Origin of the sequence: Micropruina sp., from assembly GCF_047602385.1 — a bacterium.
GTDB lineage: Bacteria > Actinomycetota > Actinomycetes > Propionibacteriales > Propionibacteriaceae > Micropruina.
In genome coordinates this window covers 950,985-966,510 of the sequence record NZ_JASGHL010000001.1, presented here as the reverse complement: position 1 = coordinate 966,510, position 15,526 = coordinate 950,985, and the positions used below count along the sequence as shown (strand labels likewise).

Genomic DNA, 15,526 nt, shown 5'->3' with positions numbered 1-15,526 from the left:
TCCGGACTGCTCAACCGGACGACGAGGCGAGTTGCACGACCAGATTGATGGTGCAGGCGAGCACCACCGCACCCAGCAGATAGGAGAGCAGCGCATGCCGCAGTGCCGCCCGGCGCACCGCCCGGGTCTGCAGAGTGGTGTCCGAGACCTGGTAGGTCATGCCGAGGGTGAAAGCGAGGTAGGCGAAGTCGTGGTAGTCGGGCTGGTCGCCACCGAAATCAATGGCCTTGTTCGTCGCGTCGGCGTAGTACAGGCGTCCGTAGTGCACGGTGTAGAGGGTGTGCACCAGCACCCAGGAGCAGGCGACCACGATCGCGCCGAGGATCGACTCGACCGGCACCTGCTGACCCGACCGCGCACCCATCAGCAGGAAGGCCACCCCCGCCACGCTGGCCAGCGAAGCGAGACTGAGGATGATGACGCTGCCGCCGTGCCCGGGATCCTCCGCGGTCGCGTGCTGCCTGGTCTGGTCAGGATCGAACCGCAGTATCGCGAGCAACGTCCACCCGACATAGGTCAGCGACAAACCGATCCAGCCGGCGGCGAGGGCGGCATCGGCATTCAACACGCCCCACGACGCCGCGGTGGCGACCGCACCGACAGCGGCGGCGACGCTGGTCCGCACCCAGGCCGGTTGGAGCTTCATGCCGGTAGTCAACCACGGCCGGGCAGTACCCTGAGGCATGGACCTGAGCAGCTTCTACTCGCTGATGGCGGTCACCTGCTTCACCCTGGTGGGGTTGTGGTGGACGGTGGTCGAGCGGCACCCCGAGTGGAAGGTCGACCGCACTCGCAGACGCCTGGCCGGCGGGGTCTACCTATCCTTCCTGCTGCCCGGGCTGATGAGCATGTTCGCCCAGGTGGACACCGGCAATCCGCTGATCTGGCGCACCAGCTTCACCGCCGCCGCCCTGATCGGCATCGTCAACACCGTCCAGCTGCTCGGGGTGGACGACGCGGCGCAGCGCGGGCCATTCCGTCGGTTCCGCGGGCTGGTGGCCCTGATCTATGCGGTGATCGCGGTTATCGGACTGTTCCCGGCGGTGTCGTCGGTGGCCGACTGGACGCCGCTGCAGGCGGCAGCGCTCGCGTTGATCCTGCTTGTCGTGCTGGCGCACGGATTGGCCTGGGAGTTCATGATGGAACATGACGAGCCGAGCAATGCGGCGTCCGACTGAGTCGGAGCGGACGGGTCAGGGCATCGCCGTCCGCTGGCGGAACTGGCTGAGCCGCTCGTCCTCGCCCGAGGCGGCCGAGCAGGCTGTCCCGGCGCCCCACCGGCCCGGCGGGCTGCGCACCCTGATCCTGGCCGCCGGGGTCGGTGCGGGGCACAATCAGGCCGGCAGCGCCATTGAGGACGCGCTGGCCCGGATTCCCGACGTCGCCCAAGTGCTGCGGATCGACATTCTGGAAACCACCAACGAGGCCTTCCAGAAGCTCTACGACGACGGCTATTTCGCGTTGGTCGCCGAGGCGCCGTGGGTGGTCGGCTGGGGTTACGACAGCCAGGATTCGCCGTTCAAGCTGGCCCCGCTGGTGCAGTGGTGGGACCAGCTGAACACCACCGCCGTGGTGCGCCGGATCCGCGCCTACGACCCCGACCTGGTGATCTGCACGCATTTCCTGCCGGCCCGGCTGGTGGCGCTGATGCTCGCCCGCCGGCAGTTGCGGGCGTCGCTGAGCGTTGTCACGACCGACTACGACTTCCAGGGGCTCTGGCTCACCTCACCGTTCAACCACTTCTTCGTGGCCCGCGAGGAGGCGCACGAGCACATGGTCAGCCTCGGTGTGCCGCGGGACCGGGTGATGGCGTCCGGGATCCCGGTGCGGCCCGGGCTGGCCGACCCGGTGGACGCCGCGGCCGTCCGGAAGCGGTTCCATCTGGACCCGAGGCTGCCGGTCGTACTGATCTCGGCGGGGGCGTCCGGCGGCGGCTACACGCTGAACATCGTCCGGCAGGTGTGCCGCAGCGAGCAGGCCTTCCAGGCGGTCGTGGTGTGCGGGCGCAACGAGACCCTGCGCCGGCAGGTCGAGGACGCCGTGCGCGACTCGGCCGAGAAATTCCGGGTGCTCGGCTACACCACCGAGATGGCCGACCTGATGCGGGTCGCCAGCCTGTTCGTGGGCAAGCCGGGCGGGTTGTCGTCGTCGGAGTGCATGGCCGCCGGGCTGCCGATGGTGATCATCAACCCGATCCCCGGCCAAGAGGTCCGCAACGCCGACTTCCTGGTCGAGGAGGGCGCCGCGGTGCGCTGCAACTACGCGACCACCGTGGGCTACAAGATCGACTCACTGCTGGCCGATCCCGACCGGCTGCGGGCGATGGCGGACAACGCGCGCCGGATCGGACGCCCCCAGGCCGGCCGGACGGTGGCCAAGGGGTCGCTGGAGGTGCTCACCCAGCCGCTGTGGATCAGCCGCGAGGCGCAGAAGGCGATGCTGCAAGCCAGCGAGGAGGGCATCCCGGCGGCCGACCTGCCCGAGGAACGACGGTTGCGGACGCTGACCGATCCGGCGACCGGCGCGTCGCTGGCCGTGGTCACCCGCGCCCAGCTGCAGCCGCTCGGGGTGACCGCTTGGTCGACCTCGGTGCGGGTCACCCGCAAGTCGCTGCGGGCGCTGCTGTGGCAGCCGGACAATCTGGACGTGGTGGTCACCTGCCGCTGGCTGCTCGGCGAGGAGCGCTCCCGGCTGTTCGGTCTCGGCTGAGGAAGTGCTGGTCGTCGTTGGTCGAGCTTGTCGAGACACGTCTGGCAAGGGATTTCGACAGGCTCAACCAGTGAAACCCCGTATTGATCAGCGCTTCCCCAAGGGTTCCTCGGCTCGGCGATGGCTGCCATCATGGCGTCCATGACCCCTTCGCCGACACCTCTGGGCATCACCGGATCGACCGGCCATCTCGGTGGCCGGATCGCGCGTCGGCTGGCCGATCGTGGCGTCGGGCAGCGGCTGCTGGTCCGCGACCCGTCCCGGGCGCCCGAGTTGCCGGACACCACCGTCGCAAGGGCCGACTTCTCGGACGCCGAGGCCGTCGCCGCAGCACTGACCGGCATCGACACGGTGCTGATGGTCTCGGTGACCGAGGGCCTGGACCGGCTCGCCCAGCACCGGTCGTTCGTAGACGCCGCGGCCAAAGCCGGGGTGCGGCACCTGGTCTACATCTCCTTCTACGGAGCGGCCCCGGACGCCACCTTCACCCTGGCCCGGGACCACTACGACACCGAGCAGCACATCCGTGCCAGCGGGATGGCCTGGACCTTCCTCCGCGACAACCTCTACGCCGACCTGCTGCCCTGGCTGGCCGGCGTCGACGGGGTGATCCGCGGACCGGCCGGCGACGGACGGGCGGCCACAGTCGCCCAGGATGACATCGCCGACGCCGCGGTGGCTGTCCTGCTCGATCCCGCGGCCCACGCCGGGCAGGTGTATTCCCTGACCGGACCGGAATCCCTCACCCTGGACGAGGTCGCCGCCACCATCGCCGCGGCCACCGGACGGCAGATCAGCTACCACCGCGAAACCGTGCCGGAGGCCTACGAATCGCGAGCCGGCTACAACGCCCCGGACTGGCAGCTGGACGCCTGGGTGTCCACCTACACCGCGATCGCGTCCGGAGAACTGGCCGGCGTCACCGACGACGTCGAGCGGCTCACCGGTCACCCGGCGACCACCCTCGCCGAGGTGTTGAGTAGAACCTGATCACGCTCGCAGCGGAGATCTGAGGCCGCCCGGGTTGGACGCGCGGGTTACGTAACGTTCAAGCGGAGTGGGCTGCACCTCGTCATGGCGTGGTCGGGCGTGAGGCGACGCTCGTCCCCTGCCGGAGACCGCCGACCGATGAGCGTGGTGGGACGAGCAGCGCCCCGGGCGAGACGAGGTGCAGCCCACTCCGCGGCGCGAGACTTACCACGCGGCGGCGCGGACGCCGTGCTGCGCGGCAGTAGATGCGGTGCAGCCCACTCCGCGGCGCGAGACTTACCACGCCGGAGCGGGTCAGAATCAACTGCGCTTGGCCCGACGCCGCCGCCGAAGCAGGTACGGCAGGCTTCCCGCCGCGATGGCGACGAGTGCCCCGGCGGCGAGCAGCATCGGCGTCCGCCAGATGGCCGCGACCGACGGTGCCTGCGGGCTGACCCGGTCGAGTGGGTACTCCAGCATCTTCGCCACCGACTGCACGACGGCGGGGGAGGTGTCCCGGCTGAGCTGCTCGAAGGCGGCGTCGAACCCGCCGCGTCCGGTGTGGCTGCGCAGCTGACCGGCGACCAGCCCGGCGCGGTCCACGGACGGGTCGGCGACCGCGGTGCGCAGGGTGAGGCCGTGCCGGGTGACCACCGTCCCGGTCGACGACGTCGCGATCGCGCCCGCTGCCTGCGAGTAGCTGTACACCTCGAACAGTGCCGCCGCGTCGATCTCACCGACCCCGTCCCGGAGCTGTATGTCGATCGCCGGCCGTCCCCAGGGCAGCACCAGGTTGGCCAGCACGCCGAGATCGTCGGCGCCGAACCTCTGTGCTGGGATCGCCGTGGTCTGACCGGGCTGCCAGCCCGGGTAGTCGATCAGGCGGCCTACCCGTTCGGCTTCGGTGGCCCCGGCCAGGTCGGCGAGCACCCGCAGCGCCCCGGGGATCCCGGAGCTGACCGCCGCGGTGGTGGTGATCCGGCCGTCCTGGACGTAGCGGACGCCGTCCGTCCACCGCACCTGCGGACGGCTGCCGCGCAGCGCCCCCAGCCGCGACCAGTGCGACGTCGCCCGATGCCCGTCGAGAATCCCGGACGCGGCCAGCAGGCGGGCGCCCGCGCAGACGCCGAGCACCCGCGCGCCGCGACCGTAGGCGCCGGCCACGAAGTCGCGAGCGGCTGCCTCCTCGGTGCCGTCCGGGCGCTCCACCGCGGGCACCACAATCAGGTCGGGCGACGCAAGGGTGCCGTTGCCGACTTCGGCGAAGGTGTGGTCGGGCACGAGAGCGAGACCGCTGCCGAGGGACGCCGGAGCCGTCGAAGCAGCGACTGTGTAGACCGACACCGCCGGCGAACTCGCGAAGACCTCGAATGGGGCCAGCGCGTCGGCGGTGTCGGTACCCGAGGCGCCCAGGACGACGGCGACGGTGATCGCGGCACCGGCGGGCCGCGTGGTGCGCGGGGACCGGCCGGCGGCGTCCGGTGTGGGCGAGGCGGCGGTTGCGGAGACGATGCCAGCCGCCAGCAGGCCGGCCACGGCGACGATCGAGAGAGACCCGGCGAGGGCGGCGCGGCCCACGCCCCGGATGAGCGCCATCGTGGTCATCGCGCCGTCCGTCCGGTAGGCACCTCGCGGGCGACGAAGGCGGCGATCGAACGGCCCAGCAGCGGCGCCTGAGTCCAGTGCAGGTAGTGCTCACCGGGAACGATCCGGATCTCGTGCTGCCGGACCCCGGCCAGTTCACGTTCATGGCGGGGCAGCCAACTCGGGTCGCCGGCGACTTTGTCACCGGCGAGGAACTCGAGCACCGGGATGTCGGACGGGAACGGCCGGGCGGCGGTCCGGGTCAGGCTGGCGGCGAGATGCGCCTCTTCGTCGGCGAGTGAGCGGTTGCCGTAGTTCCAGCGCGCCAGGGTCAGCATGCGGCTCCGTTCGTCCTCGGTGTAGGCGGTGCCGGACGGCAGGATCAGCTCCGGTGCCAGCGTCAGCACCCAGCGGGGGAGCCCGGTCCAGGCGAGCAGTCCGGCGGTGGGCGTCCAGCCGACCTCGAGCGTCGAGGCCGACGCCGGCGTGGGATCGATGCCGATCAGCGCCGACACTTCGCCGGGATAGGCCTGGGCGTAGTAGCGGGCGTAGACGCCGCCGATCGAGTGGCCGGCCAGGACCACCGGAGGTCGCACCCCTACCTGCTGCAGCGCCTCGTGCAGTTCGGTGGTGATGTTCTCGACGCTGCGGTCACCGACGTCGAGGTCGCTGGCGCCGTAGCCGAACCCCTCGACCACGATCACGTCGAAGCCGCCGAGTTCGCGGATGAGCGGTGCGAAGTCGGCCGCGGGCGCCGGGGTGCCAAGGCCGCTGAGCAGCACCAGGGACGGCCCGTGCCCGCCGCTGCGGTACACGTTGACCGCTCCGGACGGCAGCGTCACCCGCTGTCCGTAGCCGCTCAACTCGGCTCGCTCGCGGTTGGTCAGCGCCAGGTGTGCCGCGGCGGAGGCGAGGGTGACGAACAGCGCAGCGGCCAGCGCCCAGCCGGCCCAGCGCACGGTGGTGCGGACGGCCAGCCGCCGGTTCGCGGCCGGTGAGGTGCGGAGTGTCATGGCGACCCCGATCTAGTTAAACCGTACTGGTCTGTACGAGATAACTAAACCATACAACTATGTACGAGATAGTCAAGACTGAACCGGTGAACGTCAGCCGGCGACCGGGCGCAGCAGCGCGCGGATGCTCTCGGTGAGGTTCGCTTCGACCTCTGGCTGGGTGATGTGGCCCGCCTGGAGTTCGCTGGCGGCGCCGTGCAGCACCGAGAAGAAGCAGCCCACCTGCCAGCTGAGTGGCTGGTCGGCGCGGAACGCGCCCTCGCGTCGACCTCGCTCCAGCAGGCCGGTGACCCGAGCGCGCGGCTTGTCGTGGCTGGCCTGCAACTCAGCGGGCATGGCGTGGCCCACGATGCCGCGCAGCGTGCTGAGTTCGGACAGCAGGTGCCAGGAGGCGGCGATCAGCGCGTCCAGCGCCTGCCAGGGATCGCCCCGCAGGTCGAGTCCGCTCAGGGTGCGTTCGATCCGCGCCATGCTGTGGTGCAGCAGCGCGCCGAGCAGGTCGTCACGGGAGGCGAAATGGCTGTACAGCGTGACTCGGCCCACCCCCGCCGCCTTGGCGATCTCGGTGAGGCTGGCCCGCGGGTCGGCCGAAAGTTGGCGTGCGGCCGCGTCCAGAATGGCGTTGCGGTTCCGGATCGAATCCGAACGCACGGCCCGCTCGCGCGGCTTGGTGGTTGCCATCAACCTCACCCCTTAGCTCGAACGTCAGTGTACGGGTTTGGGTGGGATTGCTCGGTCGATGGCTAGGCGTTCCGCGGCTTGTTCTGAAATCGACCCCAGAGTGGTGCAGGCGAAGGGGAGGTCCAAGGCGTGACCACTCGCCTCGGGCGCCCACTCTGGGGTCGATTTCGGACTGATCGCGGATACCCCTACGAACCGACGGGCTTCGGCGCCAGGTCGAGCCGGCGCAGCAGCTGCGCATTGGCCGCGACCACGATCGTGGACGCCGACATCAGCAGCGCGCCCACCGCCATCGGCATGCTGATCCCGATCGGGGCCAGCACCCCGGCGGCGAGCGGCACGGTGACCAGGTTGTAGCCGGCCGCCCACCACAGGTTCTGCCGCATGGTTCGGTAGCTGGCCCGGGACAGATCGATCACCGACAGCACCGATCGCGGGTCGTCGCCGGCCAGCACGACGCCGGCCGACCCGATGGCCACGTCGGTGCCTGCGCCGATGGCCAGCCCGACATCGGCCTGGGCCAGCGCGGGCGCGTCGTTCACCCCGTCGCCGACCATCGCGACCTTGGCCCCGGCGTTCTGCAGCCGGACGATCTCGGACGCCTTGTCCTCTGGCCGTACCTCGGCGATCACCGTGTCGATGCCGAGCTCGCGTCCGACCTGATCGGCGACCGCGCGGGCGTCCCCGGTCAGCATCACCACCGACACGCCTCGGTCGTGCAGTTCCTGAACCGCAAGCCGCGACTCGGGCCGGATCTCGTCGGCCAGGTCGAGCCGTCCGATCACCCGGCCGTCGCGCAGCACGTGCAGCACGATCGTGCCGCCGTCCGGCTGCGGCTGGTTGATGGCGGACGTCCCGGCCTCGGCCAGCAGTCGCGGACCACCCACCCGGACCGTGGAGCCGTTCACGCTGGCCGAAACGCCTAGTGCGGGCGCCGAGCGGAAGCCTGAACTCCCCGGAATCGACAGCCCACGCTGTTCCGCGGCACGGACGATCGCCCGGGCCAGCGGATGCTCGCTGTCGGACTCGGCGGCAGCGGCCAGGGCCAGCACCTCGTCCGAACTGACCCCGGCACCGGGCGCCACAGTCACCTCGACCAGCGCCGGTTCGCCCTTGGTCAGCGTCCCGGTCTTGTCGAACACCACGGTGCTGACCTCGCGCATCGACTCCAACGCCAGCCGGTCGGTGATCAGGACGCCGGCGCGCGCCGCCCGCTCGGTGGCGATCGCCACGACCAGCGGGATCGCCAAGCCCAGCGCGTGCGGGCAGGCGATCACCAGCACGGTGATGGCGCGCAGCACGGCGTCGTCCGGATAGCCGAGCGCCGCCCAGACGATCGCGGTCAGCGCCGCCGTGCCGAGCGCGAACCAGAACAGCCAGCCGGCCGCCCGGTCCGCCAGTCGCTGCGCCCGCGAACTGGACGCCTGGGCCTGCGCCACCAGTCGCTGAATGCCCGCCAAGGTGGTGTCGTCGCCGGTCGCGGTCACCTCGACCCGCAGGGATGAATCGGTGGAGACCGTGCCCGCGGCCACCCGGTCACCGACGGTGCGCCGAACCGTCCGGGACTCGCCCGTGACCATGGATTCGTCCAGCTCCGCTTCGCCGTCGACGATGCGACCGTCCGCCGGCACGCTCGCTCCGGGCCGGACCAGCACGATGTCGCCGACGGTCAACTCGGACGGCGACACGGTGACGATGTCGTCGCCGCGGACCACCTCGGCCTGATCGGGCAGCAGGGCGGCCAGCGAGTCCAGTGCGCTGGTGGTCTGGGCCAGTGAGCGCATCTCGACCCAGTGGCCGAGCAGCATGATCACGATCAGCAGCGCCAGCTCCCACCAGAACTCCAGCGAGTGATCCAGCAGGCCGAGAGTTGCACCCCAGCTGGCTCCGAACGCGACGGTGATCGCGAGGCCGACCAGCAGCATCATGCCGGGCTGGCGTCCGCGGATCTCGTCGACCGCGCCAGTCAGGAACGGACGCCCGCCAAAGATGTACATCACCGTGCCGAGAACCGGCGCGCCCCAGGCCAGCAGGCCGCCCGGAACCGGATAGCCGACCAGCATGGCGAACATGGGGGAGAGCGCCACCACCGGGACGGCGAGCGCGAGCATCACCCAGAACAGCCGCCGAAAATGCTCCGCGTGCCCGGCGTGGCCGCCATGGCCCGAGTGATCTGCGTGATCCCCGTGATCTCCGTGGTGGGAGTGATCTCCGTGGTCTGCGTTATCTCCGTGGTGCGAGTGATCTGTGTGGTGGCCGGGATCCGGATGGCTTGCGTGATCCTGCGCCGACGGCTCGTCGTAGCTGGTGCTGGGGGCCCCACCGGGGGCGGGATCGTCGGTGCGACCGGGTGTCAAGTGATTCGTCATGATGCCTCCTGTATACCCCCTAGGGGTATCTGAGACAACCGCTCTCGCGCCGGCGATATTCCGCTGAACCAGATCCGATCGTCCGGTGACCCGCCAACGACTCCGCACCCGAATGCCTGATTCGGTCGACATCGCCCATTCGCAGCGCTACCTTGTGCGACAGATCGGTGAACGCATGGGAAACCGGTGGTGAAGGAAAGGTGTCGGGCAGATGACGGTCACCGGAATGATGTCGGACCAGCGAAAAGAAACGCTGAGCGGATCGCTGTGGTTCGTCCCGCTGGTGATGACCGTGTGTGCGCTGGCGCTCGGCGCGCTGCTCGCCGAAGTCAAGCTGCCCGAGAATGGCCCGCTCAGCCCGGTGCTCTATCACGGCGGTGCCGAGGATGCCCGACGGCTGCTGTTGAGCGTCGCGACCGCGACCGTGGGCGTGTTCGCCCTTGTCGTCGGCCTCACCCTGGTGGCCCTCCAGGTCGCCGGCAACCGGTACTCGCCGCGGCTGGTTCGCTCGTTTCTGCGCGACCGGCCAACCCAGATAGTGTTCGGCCTGTTCATCGCCACTTTCGCCTACAACGCGGCCGGCCTTTACACGGTGGGAGCGCAAGACAACTACCCGCGGCTCGCGGTCACCATGGGCATCGTCCTGCTGTTCGCGTGCATCGCCGCACTGGTCTACTACGTCGATCGAGTCGCGCACAGCCTGCAAACTCATAGCCTGCTGAATTCGGTCGGAATGGCCGCCCGGCGCGCAGTGCTGGCTCAGCCGCCGGGAATCGGACGATCGGCGGGAATGTCCGGCCTGGACGGCGTGCCCTGGGATGAGCCGCCGGTCGGAGCCATCCAGTTGCTGGCGCCTCGATCGGGCTACGTGCAGCGGCTGCAGATGGATGCCCTGATGCGCGCGGCGCTGGCCGAGGACGCGGTGATCCAGCTGGTCCCGGGGATCGGTGGTCATGTGGTTCAGGGCACCCCGCTGGCGTGGGTCTGCCCGGCCAACGGCGGCGTCGTCCGGCCCGAGCCGCTGTCCCGTGCAGTGAATCGGGCGATCACCATTGGCTCCGGACGCAGCAGTCACAACGATGTGGCCCTGGGCGCGATTCAGATGGTCGACATGGCGTTGCTGTCGATGCATGTCTTCGACTACCACACCGTCGAGCAGTCCTGTGCGGAACTGGGGGTGCTGTTGGGCAGGATCGCTGGGGTGCCGCTCGGCCCCGAGGCAGTGATCGACTCGACTCGCACGATCAGGGTGCTGGTGCCCGGGCTCTACTTCCAGGACTATCTGGAACTCGCCTGTGGTGAGATCCGGCGCAAGGGCAGCTCGGAGCCGGTGGTCCTGCTCGCCCTGGTGAAGCAACTCCGCGCCGCCGGCGCGACGGCGACTCCGCAGCGGCTGGTCATGGTGCGTCGCGAGCTCAAACTCGTCCGGGCATCCGCGCGAGCAGACATTCGTGAGCCGCACGATCTCGAACGGGTGCTGCGCGAGGTCGATCGGACGTTGTTGCTGATCGGGGCCGGACAGCCCGAGCGGCCCGCCGTCCAGCTCGCGGATCAATAGGTCGTCCCAGCTGTCGACCCGGGACGTGCTGATCGACGTTGGTCGAGACTCAACGGGTTTTCGACAAGCTCAACCAGCGAAACCTCGCGTTGATCGGCACTTCCTTCCGCGTTGATCGCGATGTTGCTGACTACCTGAGAACGGGACTCCGGGTGCCGCGCGGAGCCGGAGCGCGCCAGCATCCTTGGAGGTGGTCGTCGACCATGCCGGCGGACTGCATGAGCGCGTACATCGTGGTCGGGCCGACGAACCGGAAGCCGCGCCCGCGGAGTGCCTTGCTCATCGCCACCGATTCCGGGGTGGTCGCGGGGACGTCGGCGAAGGATCGCGGCAGTGGTCGCGGCGGTGGCGCGAATGACCACAACAGAGCGTCGAGGTCACCCTCGGCCATCGCGGTGACCAGGCGAGCGTTGGAGATGGTGGCTTCGATCTTCGCCCGGTTGCGCACGATCCCGGCGTCCGCCATCAGTCGTGTGACCTCAGCGTCGCCGAACGCCGCGACCGTCGCGGGGTCGAAGCCGGCGAAGGCTGCGCGGAACCGCGGCCGCTTGCGCAGAATGGTGATCCAGGACAATCCGGCCTGGAAGCCTTCGAGGCTCAGCTTCTCGAAGAGTGCCCGGTCGCCGTGCAACGGCGTCCCCCACTCGTCGTCGTGGTAGCGCCGGTACTCCACATCGTCGCCGACCCAGCCGCAGCGCGCGCGTCCATCGGGCCCGATCCGAAGGTCGTCGATCACCGGCTCAGGATAGGACCCGCGGGCTTCGTGAGCCGCGCCCGGACAGAGCCTGGCGATGTCGACGAAGCCTCAACCCGCCATGTGCTGGACAAAAGAAACCCGCTCCGACTTAGCTGCCTAGTCGGAGCGGGTTTCGCTCAGAGTGCCTAAGTAGCACGTTCGGCAACTCCGCCTCCAAGACAAAAACCCTGGTCAACCGCCTGTTGCGAGGCGTTTACAAGGTCTCTCAACGGCCCCAGAGTAGCACTCCGAGGGATGATCGGGGCCCGTCGTGAGGACTATCGAGACGGCTCAAACTTTTCTCACCGCCTCCGAGGTGGACCAGCTTGTCGGTGACTACCTTGCTGGGATGAGTGTCAAGTCCCTGGCCGAACGGTACGGCGTCCATCGTGCCACGGTGTTCTCCCACCTCCGCCGCCGCAACGTGCCGAGCCGCCGCCCAGGGCTCGGTCCCGACGAGAAGGCGGAGGCTGTGCGCCTCGCCCGAGCGGGCGTCTCGATGCGGGCGATCAGTCGCCGGATGGGCGTTGACCGCAAGGCAATCCGCGTCGCCCTGGTTGAGGCGGGGCTTCTACCCGCGTCGGCGGCCGATCAGCAACCAGAGGAGGCGCGGCAGACCGATGACTCTACCGCTGCATCCCCCTTCGTCCCACTGCCCACGGCGCGGCCCCGCTAGGCTGTCTAGCAACATCCGGTCAGGGCGAAGTTGGGAGATGTCGAACGACGTCACAGAGAGAGGTGCCACATGGGGCGAGGACCTTCGAAGGCGTTCGACAACGACGGCTACCTACCACCTGACCGCGCGCTACCCAGTCAGCGGCCTCCAAACCTCCACGCGCGATTTAGGCGCGCAGACGCCGAGCGAGTCTTAGTTGCGGAACGTACTCGAATGGGTGCCGATGCTCGCGGGTGCCGGTCGTCACTTCGGCAGTTGGAAATTCAGACGCTCCTTCACCTTCCGTCTCCTGGTGTCGGGGATTGGCGCGACGCACGCCGGAGTTACGCTGAGGTCCGCGATGCGGTCCGGCATCGTGCGTCTCTGATCTCGGAGTTCCGAGCAGATGTGCGCACCAGGGCCGATCTGCTGCGGATCTCAGCCGAGATGCGAGTGACGCGGTCCGGTATTGAGACGACAGATGGGCGCCATATACCAGTCCAGGTGCGCCCGGTGATGGCATCGACAGGATATCTCTATCAAGCTAAGTTGCACTATCTGCTTTCCCCGAGAGCCGACATGGTTCAAGAATGGGGGCTTTTTGAAGAGAACTGTGACTATCCACTCTTGTATCTGGGATTCACTTCGACTGATCCGCGAGTTCTCTCGCTGATTGAATACTCGGGTGCCCCGCCGCTCACTCTGGCGCGAGCAGTCTCGATTGTTAATCTCCCGAAGAATGCTTTCTCATTTGCCATTGCGCAGATATCGAATCAAATGCGACTCGCTGACGACCGAGTCTCCGGTCTCGTAACTGCGGTAAATCCCTACCTCGGCTTTACAGCAGCGAGCGTCCTCGCTGGCGGCTTTCGTCCCACCGTGCTACGACCGGTGACCTATTGGTATGACGAGCACGGATCGTTCACAACGCGTCGGTTTCGAAGCGACGCTTCCAGGCGAACACGTCGAAGAATGCCACCCAACATTCAGTTCTATCGGAGTCTTGAGAAGGTCAAGGCGGTTGCCGCGGGGCCAGGCCCATGGGATTTGCCATACGTTCCCGATCGCTCAAGTAGCGTCACGGTGGAGCCAGACGGATTTCGCGCACTCGTCGAGGAGATTGCCAACACGGAGCGGCGAAGGGTGTCGCCACACTGGACGAACCGGACGAAGCATCCTGACTTCATCGGCTTGTCCCCTCAGAACGGGTCAGCTGGTCAGTGTGGTGTCACGAGTGTCCACGTCGCACGCGCGCTCCTTCACCGAATTCCGACCGTGGAAATCCGCTACTGCTATGGCGACCTAGTGTCAAGGGCCGAGGGCATTGACGGAATTCACCGTCACTGCTGGCTGCGTGCGTCCGCTGCTGGGGTTGATTTGGTCGTTGATTGCACGCCAGACCAGCCTGGTGGAGTGCCGGGACGTGATGTCCTTGTGTCGACCGACGCCGAGTTGCGGGAGATGGGTCTGCACTATGCAGCCAGGACGGTGAGAACCGTTGACGCTCTCGTTTCTGATCGTGTGTGGCCCCGATACCTTACGCTAGCCGACTCGCTAATGAATGGAGCCTGAAGTGCTGGTTCTCTACTCGTCTGATGCGCGACCACGGTACGTCAACGACATTGCGACGGCACTAGCCATGCCTAACGGGGCGCGCTTCCACTTTCGGTACCAGGCGCGATATCTTTCGCCTGAAGTTCAGCGGATGCTGGGCGAGAACTCGCTGATCGGTTCGGTCGCATTGATTTGCTTCATCGGAAATAGAAACAACACGACCGCCGAGGAGTTTCTACTTCCGGTCCGACTAGCGAAGGTCACGGCAGTCGAGAAGATAGGTGACGCCTACGTCTTTACGCTCCAGGCTTCGGGATACCCCGACCTGGGGCAATGGCCACGATCTCGTGACGAAATTGTCGAGCGCGGGTCGAGCGCCGTGCGGCAAGGCATATCGAACAACCATGACGAGTACTACGCGGCCTACTGGGACTCATCGGGTTCTCTTGGTTCGAAGTCAAGCAAAGGTACCGAAGGTTGGGCGGGAGTGACCGAACGCCTGCTTCTCCTGGAAACGTTCGCGCAGACCTACTTGTTGCGGCTTGAACTCACAGATTCCAAAGGATCACCTATGCAGGTCAGCGCTGACGAAACTGGGTGGCTATCTTTCGACCCCCGGCGCAGTTACAGGGTTCGGGCGTGGTTCTATGGAAACAGTGTCGACTTTGGAAATCGGACAATCAAGTTGGAGACCGACGGCGAAGTGCTGTCGTCTATTTCGGACCAGCGATACGTCGTTAGGTCGCGGTACGACCAAGTCGACTTCTGGTTCACCCCGAAGGCTTCGGATCAACCGAAGCGCACTCTGCTGCGAGTGGTCAGTTCGCCTGCGAGTCCGTCCGATCCGTCGGACATTCCAACGGAGGTTGAGTTGCGGTGTCTCGTAACTAGGCCGCTCGCGCCCCGAATGCTGCTGGCGCTGATCGCCGGCGCATCCGCAACCGCGGTTGCAGCCCCAGGCCTTCTTGGAGACGCGGTACCCATCGAGTGGCGGCTTCTGATCGCGGGCGTGGGCGCGCTTGGCGTCGCAGTAGCAGCAGGCTTGCGGTGAGCCTGATGACTGACTGGTCTTCGGAGGTTCGCCATCTCACTCAGATGCTCGTTGTACCGTTGATGCAGACGCAGCGTCACAACGTCGTTCCGGGCATAGAACGGCATGAGTCAGTAGCCGAGCATAGCTTCCATGTCGCTTGCACCGTTTCTCAACTATTGCGGCACTTTCCTGAGTTGGATGGATATAGAGCGTTGAGGATGGCGCTCCAGCATGACTTCGCGGAATCGATCACTGGGGACGTGTCAGTTTATGCTTCCGCTCGCGATCGAAGCCAGAAGGCATCCGAAGAGGCTGCCGCGCTTCGGACCCTGACAGACTGGTCCATAACGACAGGGGTCTGTATCGCACCCCTCGCTCAATACGTCGATCACGACTGCCGTGAGGCGGGATTTGTGTGCGCCGTTGACAAGATCGTCCCTTACTTTCTCGTCCTAGCAGGCGACGGGCACCACGCTCGTCCGTCGCTCAGTCAGTATGCGGAGACTCGCAAACGCGCTCGAGGGCGGATTACGCGCTGTTTTAATCGGCTCCTCCCGATTTTTGATGAAGTGTCGGAACTCGTTGCGGCGCGTGTAGAGTCAGAAGTTCGCTAACCCTCTGACTGTTGCGGGTGGCGAGCAACGGCTCCGGTCTTGGCGACGGCG

Annotated in this window: 13 protein-coding genes; 7 read left to right on the top strand and 6 right to left on the bottom strand. The window is 67.4% G+C overall.

Features of this window, described 5'->3' with window-relative positions; all coding sequences use genetic code 11:
* Window positions 1-10 precede the first annotated feature (10 nt).
* Entirely contained in the window at window positions 11-646 is a 636-nt protein-coding gene (locus tag QM711_RS04500; protein ID WP_415096657.1) for a DUF1345 domain-containing protein, read from the bottom strand.
* Window positions 647-683: 37 nt separating this feature from the next.
* Here QM711_RS04500 and QM711_RS04495 point away from each other — a divergent pair, with 37 nt between their 5' ends.
* The 3 genes from QM711_RS04495 to QM711_RS04485 all read left to right on the top strand — a co-directional run bounded on the left by QM711_RS04495 (window position 684) and on the right by QM711_RS04485 (window position 3,699).
* Complete coding sequence (locus tag QM711_RS04495; protein WP_415096655.1) at window positions 684-1,178, top strand: hypothetical protein; 495 nt, start codon at window positions 684-686, stop codon at window positions 1,176-1,178.
* Window positions 1,147-2,709: an MGDG synthase family glycosyltransferase gene (locus QM711_RS04490; protein WP_415096653.1), complete on the top strand. Its 1,563-nt coding sequence runs from the start codon at window positions 1,147-1,149 to the stop codon at window positions 2,707-2,709. The genes QM711_RS04495 and QM711_RS04490 overlap by 32 nt, the downstream gene beginning before the upstream one ends.
* 141 nt (window positions 2,710-2,850) lie before the next feature.
* The gene (locus QM711_RS04485; RefSeq protein ID WP_415096651.1) at window positions 2,851-3,699 is read left to right on the top strand and encodes an SDR family oxidoreductase; all 849 of its coding nucleotides are present in this window, start codon (window positions 2,851-2,853) and stop codon (window positions 3,697-3,699) included.
* A 300-nt stretch (window positions 3,700-3,999) separates the two neighbouring features.
* Here QM711_RS04485 and QM711_RS04480 read toward each other — a convergent pair whose 3' ends face one another.
* From QM711_RS04480 to QM711_RS04465, 4 genes are all read right to left on the bottom strand, one after another.
* Window positions 4,000-5,283, bottom strand: coding sequence for a DJ-1/PfpI family protein (locus tag QM711_RS04480; protein ID WP_415096649.1), 1,284 nt, complete (start codon window positions 5,281-5,283; stop codon window positions 4,000-4,002).
* Window positions 5,280-6,275: an alpha/beta fold hydrolase gene (locus QM711_RS04475; RefSeq protein ID WP_415096647.1), complete on the bottom strand. Its 996-nt coding sequence runs from the start codon at window positions 6,273-6,275 to the stop codon at window positions 5,280-5,282. The genes QM711_RS04480 and QM711_RS04475 overlap by 4 nt, the downstream gene beginning before the upstream one ends.
* Window positions 6,276-6,368: 93 nt before the next feature.
* Complete coding sequence (locus QM711_RS04470) at window positions 6,369-6,956, bottom strand: TetR/AcrR family transcriptional regulator (protein ID WP_415096645.1); 588 nt, start codon at window positions 6,954-6,956, stop codon at window positions 6,369-6,371.
* Between the two features lie 188 nt (window positions 6,957-7,144).
* Window positions 7,145-9,067 carry a heavy metal translocating P-type ATPase gene (locus tag QM711_RS04465; protein ID WP_415096890.1) on the bottom strand — a complete coding sequence of 641 codons (1,923 nt, stop codon included), beginning with the start codon at window positions 9,065-9,067 and terminating at the stop codon, window positions 7,145-7,147.
* Window positions 9,068-9,536: 469 nt separating this feature from the next.
* Here QM711_RS04465 and QM711_RS04460 point away from each other — a divergent pair, with 469 nt between their 5' ends.
* A complete protein-coding gene (locus tag QM711_RS04460) occupies window positions 9,537-10,883 on the top strand; it encodes a DUF2254 domain-containing protein (protein WP_415096643.1) in 1,347 nt (448 codons plus the stop codon).
* A 130-nt stretch (window positions 10,884-11,013) separates the two neighbouring features.
* On the opposite strand, the gene QM711_RS04455 is transcribed toward QM711_RS04460, so the two are convergent.
* Window positions 11,014-11,619, bottom strand: a complete 606-nt coding sequence (locus QM711_RS04455) for a DNA-3-methyladenine glycosylase I (protein ID WP_415096641.1) — start codon at window positions 11,617-11,619, stop codon at window positions 11,014-11,016.
* 349 nt (window positions 11,620-11,968) lie between these two features.
* Between QM711_RS04455 and QM711_RS04450 the strand changes: the two genes are divergently transcribed.
* The 3 genes from QM711_RS04450 to QM711_RS04440 all read left to right on the top strand — a co-directional run bounded on the left by QM711_RS04450 (window position 11,969) and on the right by QM711_RS04440 (window position 15,475).
* Window positions 11,969-12,295 carry a hypothetical protein gene (locus QM711_RS04450; protein ID WP_415096639.1) on the top strand — a complete coding sequence of 109 codons (327 nt, stop codon included), beginning with the start codon at window positions 11,969-11,971 and terminating at the stop codon, window positions 12,293-12,295.
* A 1,552-nt stretch (window positions 12,296-13,847) separates the two neighbouring features.
* Window positions 13,848-14,879: a hypothetical protein gene (locus tag QM711_RS04445; protein WP_415096637.1), complete on the top strand. Its 1,032-nt coding sequence runs from the start codon at window positions 13,848-13,850 to the stop codon at window positions 14,877-14,879.
* A 5-nt stretch (window positions 14,880-14,884) separates the two neighbouring features.
* Window positions 14,885-15,475 carry an HD domain-containing protein gene (locus QM711_RS04440; protein WP_415096888.1) on the top strand — a complete coding sequence of 197 codons (591 nt, stop codon included), beginning with the start codon at window positions 14,885-14,887 and terminating at the stop codon, window positions 15,473-15,475.
* The last annotated feature ends 51 nt before the right edge of the window (window positions 15,476-15,526 follow it).

Excerpts from the sequence above, each read along its gene's own strand:
- QM711_RS04500 (WP_415096657.1), bottom strand. The coding sequence starts at position 646 with ATGAAGCTCCAACCGGCCTGGGTGCGGACCAGCGTCGCCGCCGCTGTC.
- QM711_RS04495 (WP_415096655.1), top strand. The coding sequence starts at position 684 with ATGGACCTGAGCAGCTTCTACTCGCTGATGGCGGTCACCTGCTTCACC.
- QM711_RS04490 (WP_415096653.1), top strand. The coding sequence starts at position 1,147 with ATGACGAGCCGAGCAATGCGGCGTCCGACTGAGTCGGAGCGGACGGGT.
- QM711_RS04485 (WP_415096651.1), top strand. The coding sequence starts at position 2,851 with ATGACCCCTTCGCCGACACCTCTGGGCATCACCGGATCGACCGGCCAT.
- QM711_RS04480 (WP_415096649.1), bottom strand. The coding sequence starts at position 5,283 with ATGACCACGATGGCGCTCATCCGGGGCGTGGGCCGCGCCGCCCTCGCC.
- QM711_RS04475 (WP_415096647.1), bottom strand. The coding sequence starts at position 6,275 with ATGACACTCCGCACCTCACCGGCCGCGAACCGGCGGCTGGCCGTCCGC.
- QM711_RS04470 (WP_415096645.1), bottom strand. The coding sequence starts at position 6,956 with ATGGCAACCACCAAGCCGCGCGAGCGGGCCGTGCGTTCGGATTCGATC.
- QM711_RS04465 (WP_415096890.1), bottom strand. The coding sequence starts at position 9,067 with ATGCTCGCGCTCGCCGTCCCGGTGGTGGCGCTCTCCCCCATGTTCGCC.
- QM711_RS04460 (WP_415096643.1), top strand. The coding sequence starts at position 9,537 with ATGACGGTCACCGGAATGATGTCGGACCAGCGAAAAGAAACGCTGAGC.
- QM711_RS04450 (WP_415096639.1), top strand. The coding sequence starts at position 11,969 with ATGAGTGTCAAGTCCCTGGCCGAACGGTACGGCGTCCATCGTGCCACG.
- QM711_RS04440 (WP_415096888.1), top strand. The coding sequence starts at position 14,885 with ATGACTGACTGGTCTTCGGAGGTTCGCCATCTCACTCAGATGCTCGTT.